This is a genomic window from Serratia sp. JKS296 (genome assembly GCF_900215445.1).
In the GTDB taxonomy this organism is placed as follows: Bacteria; Pseudomonadota; Gammaproteobacteria; order Enterobacterales; family Enterobacteriaceae; genus Serratia; species Serratia marcescens.
In genome coordinates, this window is the sequence record NZ_OCMX01000001.1 from 694,512 (window position 1) to 710,710 (window position 16,199).

Annotated in this window: 13 protein-coding genes and 1 tRNA gene; 1 reads left to right on the forward strand and 13 read right to left on the reverse strand. The window is 54.5% G+C overall.

Translation table 11 applies throughout. From position 1 onward, the window contains the following. Positions 1-504: 504 nt before the first annotated feature. From CRO23_RS03320 to CRO23_RS03365, 10 genes are all read right to left on the reverse strand, one after another. Entirely contained in the window at positions 505-1,806 is a 1,302-nt protein-coding gene (locus tag CRO23_RS03320; RefSeq protein ID WP_028127599.1) for a cytosine permease, read from the reverse strand. Between the two features lie 20 nt (positions 1,807-1,826). Then, positions 1,827-2,516, reverse strand: a complete 690-nt coding sequence (locus tag CRO23_RS03325; protein ID WP_004937346.1) for a helix-turn-helix transcriptional regulator — start codon at positions 2,514-2,516, stop codon at positions 1,827-1,829. Positions 2,517-2,543: 27 nt separating this feature from the next. Next, a complete protein-coding gene (locus tag CRO23_RS03330) occupies positions 2,544-2,954 on the reverse strand; it encodes a GNAT family N-acetyltransferase (protein WP_016930107.1) in 411 nt (136 codons plus the stop codon). A gap of 427 nt (positions 2,955-3,381) precedes the next feature. Beyond that, entirely contained in the window at positions 3,382-4,296 is a 915-nt protein-coding gene (locus CRO23_RS03335; protein ID WP_016930106.1) for an alpha/beta hydrolase, read from the reverse strand. A gap of 639 nt (positions 4,297-4,935) precedes the next feature. Next, entirely contained in the window at positions 4,936-5,820 is an 885-nt protein-coding gene (locus CRO23_RS03340; protein ID WP_016930105.1) for an ATP-grasp fold amidoligase family protein, read from the reverse strand. A gap of 50 nt (positions 5,821-5,870) precedes the next feature. Next, entirely contained in the window at positions 5,871-7,166 is a 1,296-nt protein-coding gene (locus tag CRO23_RS03345) for a lysine N(6)-hydroxylase/L-ornithine N(5)-oxygenase family protein (protein WP_028127600.1), read from the reverse strand. 928 nt (positions 7,167-8,094) lie between these two features. Beyond that, positions 8,095-8,955, reverse strand: coding sequence for a hypothetical protein (locus CRO23_RS25205; RefSeq protein WP_228009761.1), 861 nt, complete (start codon positions 8,953-8,955; stop codon positions 8,095-8,097). Positions 8,956-8,991: 36 nt separating this feature from the next. Further along, positions 8,992-9,474, reverse strand: a complete 483-nt coding sequence (locus CRO23_RS03355; RefSeq protein ID WP_025304261.1) for an Hcp family type VI secretion system effector — start codon at positions 9,472-9,474, stop codon at positions 8,992-8,994. Positions 9,475-9,521: 47 nt separating this feature from the next. Further along, positions 9,522-10,004 carry an Hcp family type VI secretion system effector gene (locus CRO23_RS03360; RefSeq protein ID WP_004937362.1) on the reverse strand — a complete coding sequence of 161 codons (483 nt, stop codon included), beginning with the start codon at positions 10,002-10,004 and terminating at the stop codon, positions 9,522-9,524. A gap of 617 nt (positions 10,005-10,621) precedes the next feature. Further along, positions 10,622-10,697, reverse strand: a tRNA-Phe gene (locus tag CRO23_RS03365). A 705-nt stretch (positions 10,698-11,402) separates the two neighbouring features. Here CRO23_RS03365 and speF point away from each other — a divergent pair. Continuing rightward, complete coding sequence (gene speF / locus CRO23_RS03370; protein WP_079450241.1) at positions 11,403-13,568, forward strand: ornithine decarboxylase SpeF; 2,166 nt, start codon at positions 11,403-11,405, stop codon at positions 13,566-13,568. A 48-nt stretch (positions 13,569-13,616) separates the two neighbouring features. Here the strand turns inward: speF and mltC are convergent, their stop codons facing one another. The 3 genes from mltC to mutY all read right to left on the reverse strand — a co-directional run bounded on the left by mltC (position 13,617) and on the right by mutY (position 16,126). Continuing rightward, positions 13,617-14,693, reverse strand: coding sequence for a membrane-bound lytic murein transglycosylase MltC (gene mltC, locus CRO23_RS03375; protein WP_004937402.1), 1,077 nt, complete (start codon positions 14,691-14,693; stop codon positions 13,617-13,619). 63 nt (positions 14,694-14,756) lie between these two features. Then, complete coding sequence (locus tag CRO23_RS03380; RefSeq protein ID WP_004937404.1) at positions 14,757-15,029, reverse strand: oxidative damage protection protein; 273 nt, start codon at positions 15,027-15,029, stop codon at positions 14,757-14,759. After that, on the reverse strand, positions 15,026-16,126 hold the full coding sequence (gene mutY, locus CRO23_RS03385; protein ID WP_004937408.1) for an A/G-specific adenine glycosylase: 1,101 nt from the start codon (positions 16,124-16,126) through the stop codon (positions 15,026-15,028). Before mutY ends, CRO23_RS03380 begins: the two co-directional genes overlap by 4 nt. Positions 16,127-16,199 lie beyond the last annotated feature (73 nt).

Below are 16,199 nucleotides of genomic sequence, written 5' to 3' on the forward strand. Positions count from 1 at the left end.
CTTCACTATATCTTACGCATTGGCGTTGTCCAGATAAAAAGGCGCGGACGGGCGGGTAACGAACTGATTATTAGTGGTAATTATTGTTTATCGTCAGCCGTTTAGCGCAGTGATGTCAGCGGGGGTAGCCTGCTTCCTCTGCGAGAAAGATAAAGCCGTGCAAATCAATTGATTAGGTTTTACTTATGGAAAAGTGAACACAAAAGCCGGTTTTATGTTTACTTTTATGTTGACCAAAGCCGATTTCATGGGCTACTGTTCATGCAAGCTGAAGTTTTTCTTTACGATCAAAATACGGAAGCCGACAGTTTTTATAATAAAAAGCTCAGAGGGGGCATTGCCACACTCTGAGCATAAATGGATAGCTTGCTACCGACACCAGGGACCCTAACCACCACGGCCGCTTGTCTGCGCGATCGGCCCCTTCTTTTGCATTGAATCCCCTTTTCGAGCGTCAAACACTCCCCAGAGACCTGGAGGAGTGCATTACCGCGTTCACGAAAATCAGAGCGATTTCTGTGATGCCAGCGGTTTTTGCGCCCGGCTGAAGACCAGTTTAAGCACCCAATACAGCAGGCTGGCAGCGACCAGGGAATTGATGGTCGGTACGCCCCATTCGGTCGCCAGGCCGACGGCGCCGCCGGCGATGCTGGCGACGATCGCCGCCCAGCCGATAGTTGGCGTTTCGTTCGGCAACTGGCCGGTACGGCGGCTCTCATCCAGGATCTTGCGATGGCTGCGCAGCAGATAATAGTCCACCAGCATGATGCCGATAATCGGCGGGAAGACCACGCCAAGCACCGTCAGGAAGTCGACAAAGCGGTCAAGAATGCCCAGCACCGACAGCGTGGTGCCCAGAATACCGATCACCAGCGTAGTGTAGGTGTACTTCAGCTTCTTGCCGGTGATGCCTTCCACCGCGTTGACGATGCCCAGCGAAGAAGAGTACAGGTTGAGATCGTTGACGCGCAGGGTGGAGAACACCACCACCAGCAAACCGGCGCCGCCGGCCGCTTGCGACATGATGGTGACCACATCCGCGGTGCCCAGGGTTTTGGCGATCAGGATCGCCAGGCCGTTCACCACGAACTCGCCGGCGATGATGGTGAAGAGCGTGACGCCGAGCACGTGCTTGCCGTTTTTGGAGTAACGGGTCAGATCGGGGGTCATCAGGCTGGCCACGATGGCGCCGCCGACGACGATGGTGATGCCGGCGCTGATGGTCAGCGGTTCACCCGGCGGCGCCAGCTGGATGATCTCCTGCAGGTTATGGCCGGAAAGCGCGGTCACCGAAATATAGGCCACCAGCATGATGAACATCGGCACCGCGATACGGGCGGCGATGCGCAGCGCCTTGAAGCCGAATGCCACCAGGATGGTCAACAGCGTGCCCGAGAGCCCGGCGGCCAGGCCAAAGCCCAGCTTATTGCCGAGCGCGAAGTCGAGCGATTTGGCGAAAATGGCGTTCTGAATGCCGAACCAACCCAGCAGGCTGACGGCAACCACCACGCCGATCAGCACCGAGCCCAGACGGCCGAAACCGCACCAGCGCGCCAGCAGGCTGCCGGAAATGCCTTCGCGCATGCCTGCCAGCCCCAGGCCGAAGGTCACCACGCCGAAGATCAGGCTGCCGACAAAAATGGCGGTGAAGGCGTCAATCAGCGTCATGGAGTTGCCGAGCACGGCGCCGAGCATGAACTGGTCCAGCGCGGTCAGCATGCCCATATGCACGATGGCCACGCTTAAAAACGAAACTCGTTTATCTTGCGGCACCCGGGTGAGCGGATAATCTTCGATCTTTATCACGGTGAGATCTTCCTTGCGGTTCAAATAAACTGAATGCCTTTGGTTATCAGGCGATCGGGAATGTAGTTATCCAGATTGGCGTATTTGCAGTATTCCTCAAATTGCTGCTGAGTATGCACGTTGGCCTTCTGGTAAATGTTATAAATGCGGTTTTCGATGGTCTTATTGCTGACATTATAGATTTTGGCTATCTCTTTCACTGTAAATCGTTGCAGCATAAGGAAAATGACATCGAGTTCGGCACGGGTGAACAGCTCGTTATTGACTTCGGTGGTCAACACGCTGGGTTTTTGCTGATTGATGTACTTCAACGGCGACAGGCTGTTCATCGGCTTGGCGTTCCAGATCACGCCAATCACCTGTTTGTCATCGTTGTACACCGGCAGCTTTTCGCTGATAAACGGCGTCAGGCTGTCTTTGCCGTACCAGTAGTGCGTTTCTATGACCGTGACCCGATCGCGCGCCGCTTCGGTCATTTTGTCATGTTCGATAAAGTCGGCGGCGGAGTCGGCCCAGTCGGCGGGGAACTCGTGGTCATATTTGCCGGCGACGTCGAAATTCAGCGGCGTATTGGTATAGAGATAAGCGGCGCGGTTCATATAGAGGTGGCGGGACAGGTGATCTTTGATGCCCCAGGGTTCGCTCAGGTGCTCCATCATGGTGATGAGGCCCTTAAAATAAGATTCATTATTTTTATGCGATGAACCCATACCCACCTCTGTGCCGCTCAGGCCGCGTTACAGGCTTTTAGCCAGATAATGGCGGGTGTGGCGATGCGCATAGTCGCCCAGTTCGCCGTAGACCCGGTAGCCCAGTTTTTCGTAGAAGCCTCTGGCCTGGAAATCGAAGGTATCGACATAGGCCATATGGCAACCGCGCTTGCGGGCTTCTTCTTCGGCCAACTCCATCAATTGGCGGCCGTACCCGCTTTTGCGGCATTGATCGCCAACCCACAGATACTGCACTTCCAGGCCGCCCCACCAGGTGCGCGCGACCAGGCCGCCGACGATCTGCTGGCTGTCGTCGGTAACGGTCAGGAACAGCGGGTGAATGTCTACGGGCTGGGTTTTATGATTGTGCGCCCAAAGGCTGTCGATAACGAACTCTTCATCCTGCGGGTTGGGTTTGTCGGTGATATTAATATTCATTTTTAATATAATTCCCTGATTTAATTATTCAAAACTGAACTAGGCGCTTTCGCCCCAACCGCTTCTAATATCACTTTCGTTAATGTATTTCAAGGGTGGTTTTCACCCTTTTCCACCTGGTGAGCGGGCGCTTATGATAGGCGCCACAGGGAGAAGAAAATAGTGAAACAGGCGGTATTAAAACGCTGAAATGCCCTGCTTACACCATCTTTTCCTACTTGCGCCTCACCAGGGCCCCACCGGGAAAACTGCAGTACTGTATGGCTCCACCGGATAGAGCAAGCTCACTTGCCGACGGGGGAGCCACTTTGTTTTTTGACGCGCTCGCCCGCGGCCACCGTTCTCTGTCTCAGATATTAAACACTCTTCTTATCAGAAGATATGCGCCGCAGATGAAAATGTGGCCCATACCTTCTGAGCCGCGGATTCAGTCTTCTGCGATGACGCTGTCCAGCGCCGGCTCGATGGTCGCGGCCAGCATGGCGCCGTGCCCTAAGGTGGGCCATTCCCGATAGCCGACGGTGAAACCGTCGAGCTGCGCCAGCTGTTCGGCCAGCAAATGCGTTGCGTCCGCCGGCAGAGTGGGGCTCTTCACGCCGGGCGGGGCCGCGCGATCGCGTTCCGCCAGGCCAACCCACAGTTGCAGCCTTACCGCCGGCGTCGCGCGCCGTTCCGTCCTCTGCTGCGCTTCTTGCAGGATCATGCCATTGCCCCACCACAGCGAGGGTTCCACGGCGATATAGCGCTGAAAGGCGGCGGGATGGGTAAACAACGTGTGCAGAACGAAGAGCCCGCCGTAGGAGTGCCCCCACAGCGTCTGCCGCTGCGGATCGACCGCCAGTCTGGCGGCGATCGCCGGTTTGATCCGAGTTTCAATCAATTGCAGGAACGCATCCGCGCCCCCGCCGGACCGCGGCGGTGTCTTCATGCCTGCCGGCAGAGGGAGCGTATAGTCGTAGGCGCGGCCGGCGGCATCGATGCGCAGATCGTTGTCATAGCCGATCATGACTAGCACCGGCGGCCGCTTCGCCGCTGCCAATTTGGCCAGTAAGGCGGCGTTTAACTCCATCAGCACCGCGTTGCCGTCAAGGAAATAAATCGTTGGATAGCCGTCCGGCTCAGGCGCCCGATGCGGTTGGGCGATGCGAACGCGATAATGCCGTCGGCCATCGGCGGAGGTGAAGCGCAGGTCGCTGAAACGGTAATCCGCAGAATCGCTATCGGCTACGGTAGCGCCGATCTTGCGTTCCAAATCGGGCCTGGCCAGCACGGAGCCCGGCAGCCAAAGGCCGATGGCGAGCGCCAGAAGCGCAGAGATAAAATGCCGGTTGGACAAAAACATGCGGGTTAACACCTTCGGAAAAAGGCCGATAGTAGCATCCGTTCGCGCCCGGCAAAAACCTAGCTTTAGGGCGGACATTCCGGCCGAGAATGGCGGCCAAAACCCGGAAGAGGGGCGCCAGTTGCTTTGCCGGGTTAATAGCAACTCATTGTTATTATTGGTAAGTCAGGAATAAGAGAGATTGCAATTAATTAGAAATGGTTATGATTTTTATGGTGAGAGGAATGGCGAAGGGCGGGGGGACTACACGGTTATCAACGATTTTTAGCAAAAAAAGCCCTATAAAATAGGGCAAAGACACACAACAACACCAGGGAAACTTTCCGGTATCTTATATTATAGCTTCCTATACATATAGAACATTTTATTATAAATATGTAAGCGATTCTTATTGATTATTTAATGCCATTATTTTTCAAATGGTTATGTGGTCCGGCTGAGGCATTGCTCTTGGGTCGGCTGCGGGCTATCAGGGATGGGGGCGGGGCTTTTCTGTAACGGCGGCATGAACAAGCGAGGTCATTGGCCCGATAACCCTCAGGGCAATACCGGCCGGCAGGCTGCGAACATGCCGGCCGGTATTCCTCCTCGCGCTGGATACTGCGCCGCACGATCTTCTCTGCGGGCGTCCGGTGAAAATCAGTGCTGTTGCAGCGTCAGCATCTTGCCAAGCAAAATATCGGTCGGCGGCAAAATATCCGTATCCAACCCGGCGGAGGGGGTAAAAGTCAGCTCGCCAAAAATGATCTGGCCTTGCGAGATGTAGAAATCAACGCGAACAAACTCAAAGGGCGCCGACAAGCGAGTGGCGTACTCAAACAGTTCATCATATCCCTCAGGTTTCACGAAAGCGTTTATCTCCTCCTGGCTCAATGCCAGGCAGTCCTCGCTATAGCAAAGGAACTTGAACTCTTTGTCGAAGAAGTAATATTTTGGCGTCCCGGTATCCCTGCCGACGCACAGTAAGGTGCAGTAAGGCACACCGCGGAAACAATAGATTTTATAGTCTTCAGGCCCGTGACCATTGGCCGATTCGATATATTTTTCCCCAATGATCTTTTTTTGTATCCCTTTGTAGTTGAGTTCTACATAGGTTTTCCAGTAATCGTCTTTCATCCACCCATCAATCAGATGAGAGGCGCTTTTAATGTTCAACGATTGCTTATTTTGGCAAATTAAATTATACCCTGAACCGTGGTTTCCCTTGATGACAAATTTATCAGGCAGCGTTTCCCACGGTATTTCCTGCACTGAATCACAGGAAAAATACAACTCATTAAGAATCTCTTCACATCCCTTTTCTTTGATGTACTCTCTCACCGCATATTTATCTGCACATTGAGTCACTAATGCGTTATTACTGTAGTCATTCAACTTAAGATGATTTATCTTTTCATTCCAGGTTGAGGGGGACTGTAAATTCAGCGGTTTGCCAAATGCCCTTTTGTATATCAATCTGGCCTTGAATTCGGGGGCTAATACGGCCAGCTGATTCAGAATAAACTTCTTGAATTGTCTCTTCATATACGTAATTCCATCAAAGCATAATGACAATGATTAAGACGTTCTTGTATTTAAAACGCGGGCGGCACGCTTTCACTACGCCATTGAATGGCTGTCGGCGTTGTTCCCAGATCAAATGGCTTGTGCTCTAACGCCCGATTAAGAATGCGGGCCGATCGCCAGGCCATCAGGCTCAGCTGAGGATCGGCAATGCCGTGATTATGCATACTGGCGTTCATCGCAAATAAGCAGTTCTCCGCTGGGCCTTCCCACTCAAAGGTAAAGTCAGGGGCTATGCGGTATTCGCCGTCCGCAGTCTTCAACAACCGGTGGGCCAAAGGCTCAAGGAACTCAGGCGTCGCCGATTGATAACCGGTGGCAAAGATCACCACGTCCGCCTTGAAGGTTTCCTGGCCGTGATCGAGATGATGACGCGTTTCGAGCTGGTAGGCGTTATCCAGCGTGTGTTTCACGGCCGTCAGCGAACGGCTGGGCAGCAGGCGCACCCATAATTTCTCGCGCAGGACGTCGAAGCGGTGGTACATGGCGCGATAAATCGCCAGCAGCGACTCACTGGTGATGCCATCTGAGGTCATCTTTTGTTCGGCCAGCATATGCCGCTTGGCCGCGCTGTCCAGTGAGTAAAAGCTCTCGACGTAATCGGGCGTGAAGTATTCGTTGGCAAAAGCAGCCTCATCGAGCGCATTGTAGTTGTTGCGGCGCGATATCCAGTCGAGCTGCTCCGGCTGGCCCCATTCCCCTTTAAAAATATTCAGGAACAGATCTGCGCCGCTCTGGCCGCCGCCGACGATCGCCACGCGTTTCCCGGTCAGATCGGGGTTGCGCAGCATCATTTCGCTGGCGTGGAAACAGCGATCGCTTTGCGTCGTCACGCAATCCGGCAACTTTATTTTCTTGCCTATACCTATGCTGACGTGTTTGGCGTGGAAGACCTTATTCGAGGTGGTCACCACGAACTGGCGCTGCCGATCGTCAAATTCGACCCGCTGAACGTCTTGATTGAATGCCAATGATCCCATCCCGGCGGCGGCCCAGGTAAGGTAATCGGCGAACTCTTCGCGCGATGCGGTGCGCTGCTCCGTCGTCAGGAAACGATAAAATTTTCTGTTTTTCACCAGATAGTTGAGAAAGCTGTAGCGATTGGTTGGGGCAACCGCACTCACTAAATCTTTTAAGAAGTTGGTCTGCATACTGCAATCCGCCAGGATCATCCCTGGGTGCCAGGAGAAGTGAGGCTTGCGTTCAAGGAATTGTCCCGTAAATCCCTCTATTTCACTTCCTAAGGCTGCCAGGCTAAGATTCGATGGGCCAAGGCCAATACCGATGATATCCAAACGCTGATTCATTAATAAGCTCCAGTATAATGAGAATAATACCCAGAAATACGGCTGCAGATAGGGTGGCTTATAGCAACCAGGCTGCCTTTTTCTTATAAGTAAGCTTCACGAATTAAATGTAATTAAACGGTGTACGGGCCAAAATGCCGCATTTTTAAATGCCCTTTGAGAATTCGGTAGCGCATCAGGTAAAGGCTACAGGCGTATTTCTTTCCATGAAAATCCCTATGAAGGTTTGCGCGTGTATTTAATGAATATTCCTAAGTAAAAATCCGATGCCGCCTGATTCATCAAGCCATGAAAACGGCCACCAGGGAGGATGTCCACCGTATGAGTTCTTATCTGCTTTTCTGGTGTATATGCCATTGCATTGCCGGGATCGGTGTATTCGTTGCTTAGAATAGCCTTAAAATAGGCGCGGGGAAGGTGAAATAACGTGATATTAGAGGCAGGATGCTTTTTGCAAAGATGAAATCGGAAGTGAAATTATGAAATTTGTGCGTTGTGAGGTGGTTTTTATCATTTAATTCAACGTGTTATTTTGTTTTTTGCGGCAGAGTATCACACTCTTTCACTGAGGTGATACGCACGCTTCTGTACCTTTATCTCCTCTTGTTGCCCCCCGAACGGCAATATTTTACCCCGAGTTGCATCACCCTAATGGGCGCGGATGGTTCGCGTTAACTACCGGGGTCAGGATTCGTTTAATTAATGCCGGACAAAGGCTGGCCGGAGAGGACGCTTGCTCGAGCCGAGTGTGAAAAAACCTGGCCACGCTGGCGCAACGATCGCGTCCGATCCGGCAATCTGCCTTGTCATCATCATTGACCATTCTTACCGACAATAAAAATCTTTTGGTCAGCTCGGGGCATTTTTGCGCGCTGGACAGAATGACAACCGTTGCGCCAAAACCGTGAAGACCTGCCAGGTTGATCAATCACGGGAGCTTCAAATTGCTGAGGTAGTCATACTGGGCTTGCGAAATGTCCAGTTCCCCATCGCTGAAAAAGACTTTTATAAACATATCGCCCTGGCCGACGATATCGACACGTTGGTAGGTTCCCGTCACAAAACGGCGCACGATAGCCTGAATGGCAGCGGTATGATTAGCAGGAACTGCATTGTTATCCGTGACTTTCTGTTCAAAAGTAATAGGGTGCTCTGCCTGAGGATCGGGACTGTATTGTGCGCGTTTGGCTGCGCTTTCGAACTTGAAATCATTAAAGGCGTTGTGGGTGGAGTTAAACATATCGGCAAGGTTTTTGATATGCGCCGCCATCTGATTCACGACCATGGTTTTATTGGTCACGAAGCGTTTACCCAAATAAGTGCCAGTCACTACCGCGAGCTGGGCGGCATTTCTGCCTAAAATGCTGCCAACGCCAGAACCGGCGCCCGTCCATAATCCCGCGATCAAAACCAGTCCGGCTCCGCCGACGGTACTCGATGCGATATTCTCAAAATGCTGAACACGTGCCCCCATTTGCCATGAGGTTCCGGGAAAAGAGACATTAATGCGGTTATCCAGGTGATTAATTCTTCCGCCTGGTCGTTGTCCTGACTCAATATTATTGGCTGTCAGCCGGCGGTTGTTTTCATCTTTGAGTTCGCCCAGCGTAAACGCGATCTGTCCGGTCTCCGTTTTTGTTAATCGAAAGACTTCTTCTGGTGACAGAGACCTGACGAGGATCAGAGCCTCATTTAAAATCTCACGGGTCAAAAAGTTGGCTGACACCCGATTATTCGATTCGTGTTGCGATGTCAGAGCTAAAATTTCATGTGACTTAGGAAATGCCATAATCCCCCCGCCATTACGATATGCACCGTAATGTGATTAGCTTTCTTTATTTTGCTTAATATCCCAGCCCATCTGCACCGAAGCTCCTTTATTGCCTTGCTTCGCTTGCTCCCAATATTCCATCGATACTTTACCGGCCTGAAAAGAGTATTCAATGCCTAGCGTGGAACCGTGCTCGACACCGATGAAGTCGGTATGAGTCACTAATACATCTTCCAGGGTAATACGGGTATATTCCACTTCCTGCCCACCGGCTTTGCAAAGCGACAACTGCACTTTGGCGAGGTGTTTACCGGCCGAGCAGTATTTCAATAAGGCAGGTGTCGCTTTATCTATCAGAGCCTGTACGGTCAGATCGCGAAAATTTACTTTACCCGCACCGCCGCCGCCGCCAACGGCCATATTGCCAGGCTGCCGCGCGCCCCAGTTAAAGGAAAAGACATCGATCCATTGCTTGTGATTCGCATTTTTCGATTCGCCATTAATGCCTTCAACTTTTAAAAACATATCCATTGCCATGATTTTATCACCCGATCATTAACGTATTGTTAGGTGCCCGAATGCGCTTAGCTCTCTTTATTCTGCTTGATATCCCAACCAGATTTGCTTTCTGCGCCTTTAGTGCCGCTGCTGCCTTGTTCCCAGTAACTCATGGTGACTTTTGACGCCTGGAAGGCGTAATCAACCAGGATCGCATCATTTTGACCGACACCGTTAAAATCGGTTTGCGTCACCAGCACGTCTTCGAGAACGATTTTGGAATATTCCACCTGGTTGCCGCCCGCTTTGCAGACGGAAAGCTCGATTTTCGCGACATGTTTTCCACTGGAACAATATTTAAGAATGGCGGGCGTAGATTTGTCGATAAGCGCTTGAATACGGAGGTCTTGGTAATTCACTTTCCCGGAACCGCCCCCACCGCCGACAGCCATATTTCCTGGCTGTGAAGCCCCCCAGTTAAACGAAAGTACGTCGGTCCATCCTTTATGATTGCTGTCTTGGGACTCACCCGTCATTCCTTCAACTTTCATATACATATCAATTGCCATTGTCGTCGGATTCTCCATTATTTCGCGTTGGTAGCGGAATAGGTTAAAAATGTCTTATCAATGGGTAAAATTCAGCATAGCCTTATATGAATGAATTAACAGCAATGTTGTTTTTATTCGGAATGTTCCTAGTTTTAATCCAATATGTTGTGATTTAACAAAGTGATACCGTTATAGGTTCGTGGCTATATTCCATCACCGAATGACAATAAAACACTCGATAAACGGAGAATAGGCGTGCGCTCGTTTGACGCTTGGGTAGTCGGGGATTGGGGGGGCGGGCCTTTCGAGAAAGTGCACCTGTAATGCGAAATTGCACATCCATCGGATGATGCGGTGGCGCTTGAGCGCTGGCCCGCAGGGTGAGGTCTTCAGACCGAATAATCGAACGCAGTTCGATGGAGAGTCCGTATCCCAGAAAGCGAAAAACCCGCCATAGGCGGGTTCTTCTGAAGATGGTGCCCGGACTCGGACAACCGGCGCTGGCGCCGTGTTGAACAGCGCTTGAGCGCTGGCCCGCAGGGTGAGGTCTTCAGACCGAATAATCGAACGCAGTTCGATGGAGAGTCCGTACCTCAGAAAGCGAAAAACCCGCCATAGGCGGGTTCTTCTGAATATGGTGCCCGGACTCGGAATCGAACCAAGGACACGGGGATTTTCAATCCCCTGCTCTACCGACTGAGCTATCCGGGCAACGGGGCGCATTAAACCGTATTGGCCGGATGGCGTCAATCGCTTTCTGTCACAAAGCCGATCGGTTGCTCTATTTTCAGGCAGCGAGCCCGGAGGGGCGGGGGACGGGGGGATATCCTCATTCAATAAATATGCATATAAAACGTGTATTTATACTACTCCAGAACGCGCCATTTATTATTTTTCAATTAAATAACAATGGATTATGTCTTGGTCAACGGACGTTCAATCAAGACGATTCTCGCTTGAACCCCGCAACGAATCATGCAATCATTGCGCAAATTTTAGCACTCTCCGTTCGCTAACGGTGTTCCCGCTTCTTATAAGCCAGAGGGTTATTGGCATGACTGGTTTTGTTGCTCAAGCGCTGCTGCGCACCAGACATCTGACGCCGCCACCGTTCCGCCGTTGTTTCCTCCGCACGTCATCCGCCCGAATACGCCTGCCGGCCATGCGGTAAGGCCGCCTGACGCTCGCTGTTAGGCATGCGTAAAGCCAGCGCTGCGGCCCTGATTTTACTGATGCCTGTCGGACGCTGCCAAGACCAGTTCCCCCGATAGCCGCCTGATGATCCCCGATCATGAGCCGGTCACGCACGCCGCTTATGCTGCCGTGCCCGGGTATCGCTTTTACCGGGATAACCGCGTTATCTCATTACCGTGCCGGTGGCACACCCTCATCCTTCACCGTTTGAGAGTCAGCATGATGAAAGAATTGAAAATCGCGACCAGCGCCAGCCTGGTCGCCACCATTGAGACGCTGCGCCAGATCGTGCGCGTAGAGCAGACGGACTACACCGACGTAGCGGCGGTGGTGGTGTCGGTCGCCGACGTGAACGCCGGCATTCTGGCGCGTTTGCAGGCGACGGGGTTCGACATTCCGACCTTCGTGGCGGTGGAAGGGGACGAGCATCTCTCGCCGGACTATCTGCCGTTTGTCAGTGGGGTTTTCGCGCTGCTGGCCGGCGCCAGCAAGCCGTTCTACATGGCGCAGCTGGAGGCCGCCGCCGACGCCTATGAGCAGGCGCTGCTGCCGCCGTTCTTCAAAACGCTGAAGACCTACGTCGAGATGGAAAACTCGACCTTCGCCTGCCCAGGGCATCAGGGCGGCGAGTTCTTCCGCAAACACCCGGCCGGCCGGCAGTTTTTTGATTTCTACGGCGAGACCCTGTTCCGTTCCGATATGTGCAACGCCGACGTCAAGTTGGGCGATCTGCTGATCCACGAAGGCTCGGCCAAGGATGCGCAAAAGCACGCGGCGCGGGTGTTCAACGCCGATAAAACCTACTTCGTGCTCAACGGCACCTCGGCGGCCAACAAGGTGGTGACCAACGCGCTGCTGACCCGCGGCGATCTGGTACTGTTCGATCGCAACAACCACAAATCCAACCACCACGGGGCGCTGATCCAGGCCGGCGCCACGCCGATCTATCTGGAAACCGCCCGCAACCCGTTCGGCTTTATCGGCGGCATCGATGCGCACTGCTTCGACGAACGCTATCTGCGCGAGCAGATCCGCGAGGTGGCGCCGGAGAAAGCCGCGGCGGCGCGGCCGTTCCGGTTGGCGATCATTCAGCTCGGCACTTACGACGGCACGATTTACAACGCTCGCCAGGTGATCGACACCATCGGCCACCTGTGCGACTACATCCTGTTCGACTCCGCCTGGGTGGGCTACGAAGGCTTTATTCCGATGCTGAAAGAGTGCTCGCCGCTGCTGCTGGAGCTGGACGAGCACGATCCGGGGATCTTCGTCACCCAGTCGGTGCATAAACAGCAGGCGGGGTTCTCGCAGACCTCGCAGATCCACAAGAAAGACGACCACATCAAAGGGCAAAAGCGCCACTGCAACCACAAGCACCTGAACAACGCATTCATGCTGCATGCGTCGACCAGCCCGTTCTATCCGCTGTTCGCCGCGCTGGACGTCAACGCCAAGATGCACGCCGGCGCCGCCGGGCGCCGCATGTGGATGGACTGCGTCAAGCTGGGCATCGAGACGCGCAAACAGCTGCTCACGCGCTGCTCGCAGCTGAAGCCGTTTATTCCGCTGCAGGTGGCGGGCAAAGACTGGCAGGATTACGATACCGATCTGATCGCCAACGACGCGCGCTTCTTCACCTTCGTGCCGGGGGAGACGTGGCACGGCTTTGAAGGCTATGCCCAGGACCAGTATCTGGTGGATCCGTGCAAGTTGCTGCTGACCACGCCGGGCATCGACGCTTCGACCGGCCAATACACCGAGTTCGGCGTGCCGGCCACCATTCTGGCCAACTTCCTGCGCGAGAACGGCATTGTGCCGGAGAAGTGCGATCTCAACTCGATCCTGTTCCTGCTGACCCCGGCGGAGAACCCGGCCAAGATGGAACAACTGGTGGAGATGCTGGCGCAGTTCGAACGTTATGTCGAAGAGGATGCGCCGCTGAGCGTGGTGCTGCCGACGGTGTACCGCAAGAACGAGCAGCGTTACCGCGGCTACAGCATTCGCCGGCTGTGTCAGGAGATGCACGATCTGTACGTCAGCTTTGACGTCAAGCAGCTGCAAAAGGAGATGTTCCGTCAGGATCATTTCCCGTCGGTGGTGATGAACCCGCAGGACGCCAACGTGGAGTTTATCCGCGACAACGTCGAGCTGGTGCCGATCGGCCAGGCGGAAGGGCGCATTGCGGCGGAGGGGGCCCTGCCGTACCCGCCGGGCGTACTGTGCGTGGTGCCGGGCGAAGTGTGGGGTGGCGCGGTGCAGCGCTACTTCCTGGCGCTGGAGGAGGGCATCAACCGCCTGCCGGGCTTCTCGCCGGAGCTGCAGGGGGTCTACATCGAGAAAAAAGATCACGGCTGGAAGCGCATCTTCGGCTATATGATCAAGCCATGAAAAAAGGGCCGGTTCGCACCGGCCCTTCTTCCATCCACGCGGGAAGCGCTACTTCCTGCGGTAGCTCTTCTGCGCGGTATTCACTTTCACCAGATAGCGGCGCGACTCGGCGGCCGGGTGCTTGGTGGTCAGCGTTTGGTACACGTCGCCCGGCTGCATGCCGTTGATGATGCCCACCGCGCGCGTCCTGTCGCTGGAGAACACCCGCAGCACGCTGCCGGCGCCGCCGTTGTAGGCGGTGATCACCGCATAGCGGCGCGAGGTCGGGTTCTGAATGCCGCCCAGGTAGTTGTTTTGCAGGATCGCCAGGTAGGCGGTGCCGGTGTCGATGTTGTTCTCCGGATCGAACAGGTAGCTGCGGCTCGGGGTGCCCCATTTGCCGCGCATCTGGAACACATCCTTACCGGCGGTGTGCTGCACCACCTGCATCAGGCCCAGCGCATCCGAACCGCTCACCGCATAGGGGTTGAAGCTCGATTCGGTCTGCATGATTGCCAGGATCAGCGATTCGTCCACGCCGTATTTTTCCGACGCCTTGCGCACCATCGGCAGATATTTGTGCGCACGTTTGTCCAGGTGGTTCGGCACCAGCTGGATGGTGACCGAGTAGATGACGTGCAGGCCGGAGGTGCGTTTTTGCAGCTTGGTCTGCAGCAGGTAATCGGCGAAGTGCGCCGCGCGCCATTCCCAGCGGATCGGCGCGCCTTTGTTATCCAGCACCTGGCCGTACAGGAACGGCTCTTTGCTGATCTGGATATCGTTGGCGTCGGAATAGAGATCGATGGAGCCCGGATCGTCACCCATCAGCAGCGTGCTGATGATCGCCTGGCGCAGGTGCGCGGCGGGATCGGTGGTGGCGATGGTTTCGATGGTGATGGCGCCGGTGTCGAAGTTGATGTGGCTGCGGGTTTGGTATTGGTCGGTATATTTGACGTAGTCTTTCGGCCCGGCGATCAGAACTTCGTTCAGACCCCAGATGTTCTCGATGTTGTGAGCGAATTGCCCCATCAGAATGTCGAAGCCGTTGGTGTCTTTGATCCAGGCTTCGTTGATTTCTTCACTTTTTTTGCCGGAACAGGAGATCAGCAAAGGCGCTATTACGAGCAAAGCTAAAATTTTCTTCATCTTAAAGCCGTTTGGAAGAAGTATAAGAGGATTGAAGCGGGCCAGCGCCTGGCCCCAACAGCGTTATTCGCTTGGCGGCGTATAGCCTTCGATGTGCACGTCGTGCCCTTCGAACAGGAACTTGATCATTTCCTCTTCCAGCAGTTTGCGGTCATCCACGTTCATCATGTTCAGCTTCTTCTCGTTGATCAGCATGGTCTGCTTCTTCATCCACTCGCCCCAGGCTTCCTTGGAGATCTCGTTGTAGATGCGCTTGCCGACGTCGCCGGGATAAAGCTGGAAGTCCTGGCCTTCGGCGTCGCGCTGCAGGAAAGTACAAAAAATGGTGCGGCTCATGCTAATTCCTCGTCGATGGCGCTATCGCCATATAAGTTTTGTTGGATCGGGGGCTGCTTCGCCAGCTGTTGCAACAGGCGATCCACCGGCGCTGCCAGCCCGACCGACGGCGGCTGCGCTAAGTTATACCAGAGACCCGCGCCCTCATCCATGCCGCTGCCCGCCGCGTCGAGCGACAGCCACATCGGCACGATATCGAGATGGAAATGGCTGAACGTGTGGCGAAATGCGGTCAGCTGTTCCAGGCGCTTGCCTTTCAGACCGCGCTGCTGCAGCCAGAGTTCCAAATCCACGCGCGCGCTGAACTGCGGGAAGCAGAACAGGCCGCCCCACAGGCCCACCGCCGGGCGCTGTTCCAGCCACACGCGGTCGCCGTGCTGCAGCAATAAGAAGTAGGCGGTTTTTTCCGGCAGGGTCTGTTTGGGTTTCTTGCCGGGGTAGTTGGCCCAGCTGTGGTTGGCGTAAGACAGACAGCCGACGTTGAGCGGGCAGAGTTCACACTTGGGCTTGGAACGAGTGCAGACCATGGCGCCCAGATCCATCATCGCCTGGTTGAACTGGCCGACGCCCTGCGCCGGGGTGACCTCTTCGCTGATTTTCCACAGCCGGTTTTCGACCTCTTTTTTGCCCGGCCAGCCTTCCACCGCGTAGCAGCGGGCCAGCACGCGTTTCACGTTGCCGTCGAGGATCGGATAGTGTTGGCCCAGCGCCAACGACAGCACCGCGCCGGCGGTGGAACGGCCGACGCCCGGTAAATCGGCGATTTCCGCGAAGGTTGTCGGGAACTCGCCGCCGTGCTGTGCGACAATGGTCTGCGCCGCTTTGTGCAGGTTGCGGGCGCGGGCGTAATAGCCGAGGCCGGTCCACAGATGCAGCACTTCGTCCAGCGGGGCTTCCGCCAGCGCGCGCACGTTGGGAAAACGGGCCATAAAGCGCTGAAAATAAGGAATGACGGTGGCAACCTGGGTCTGTTGCAACATCACCTCGGAGAGCCATACTTGATAGGCGGTTTTTTCCAGCTGCCACGGTAGGGTTTTGCGGCCGTAGCGCTGATACCAGTCAAGCACCACCTGTGCGAATTGTTGTGCTTGCATCATGAGCAGCGTCGTTATCCGGCAGAAAATGAAGCGAGATTGCAGCATAGAGTCATGGTGCTGTAAACCGGAACTT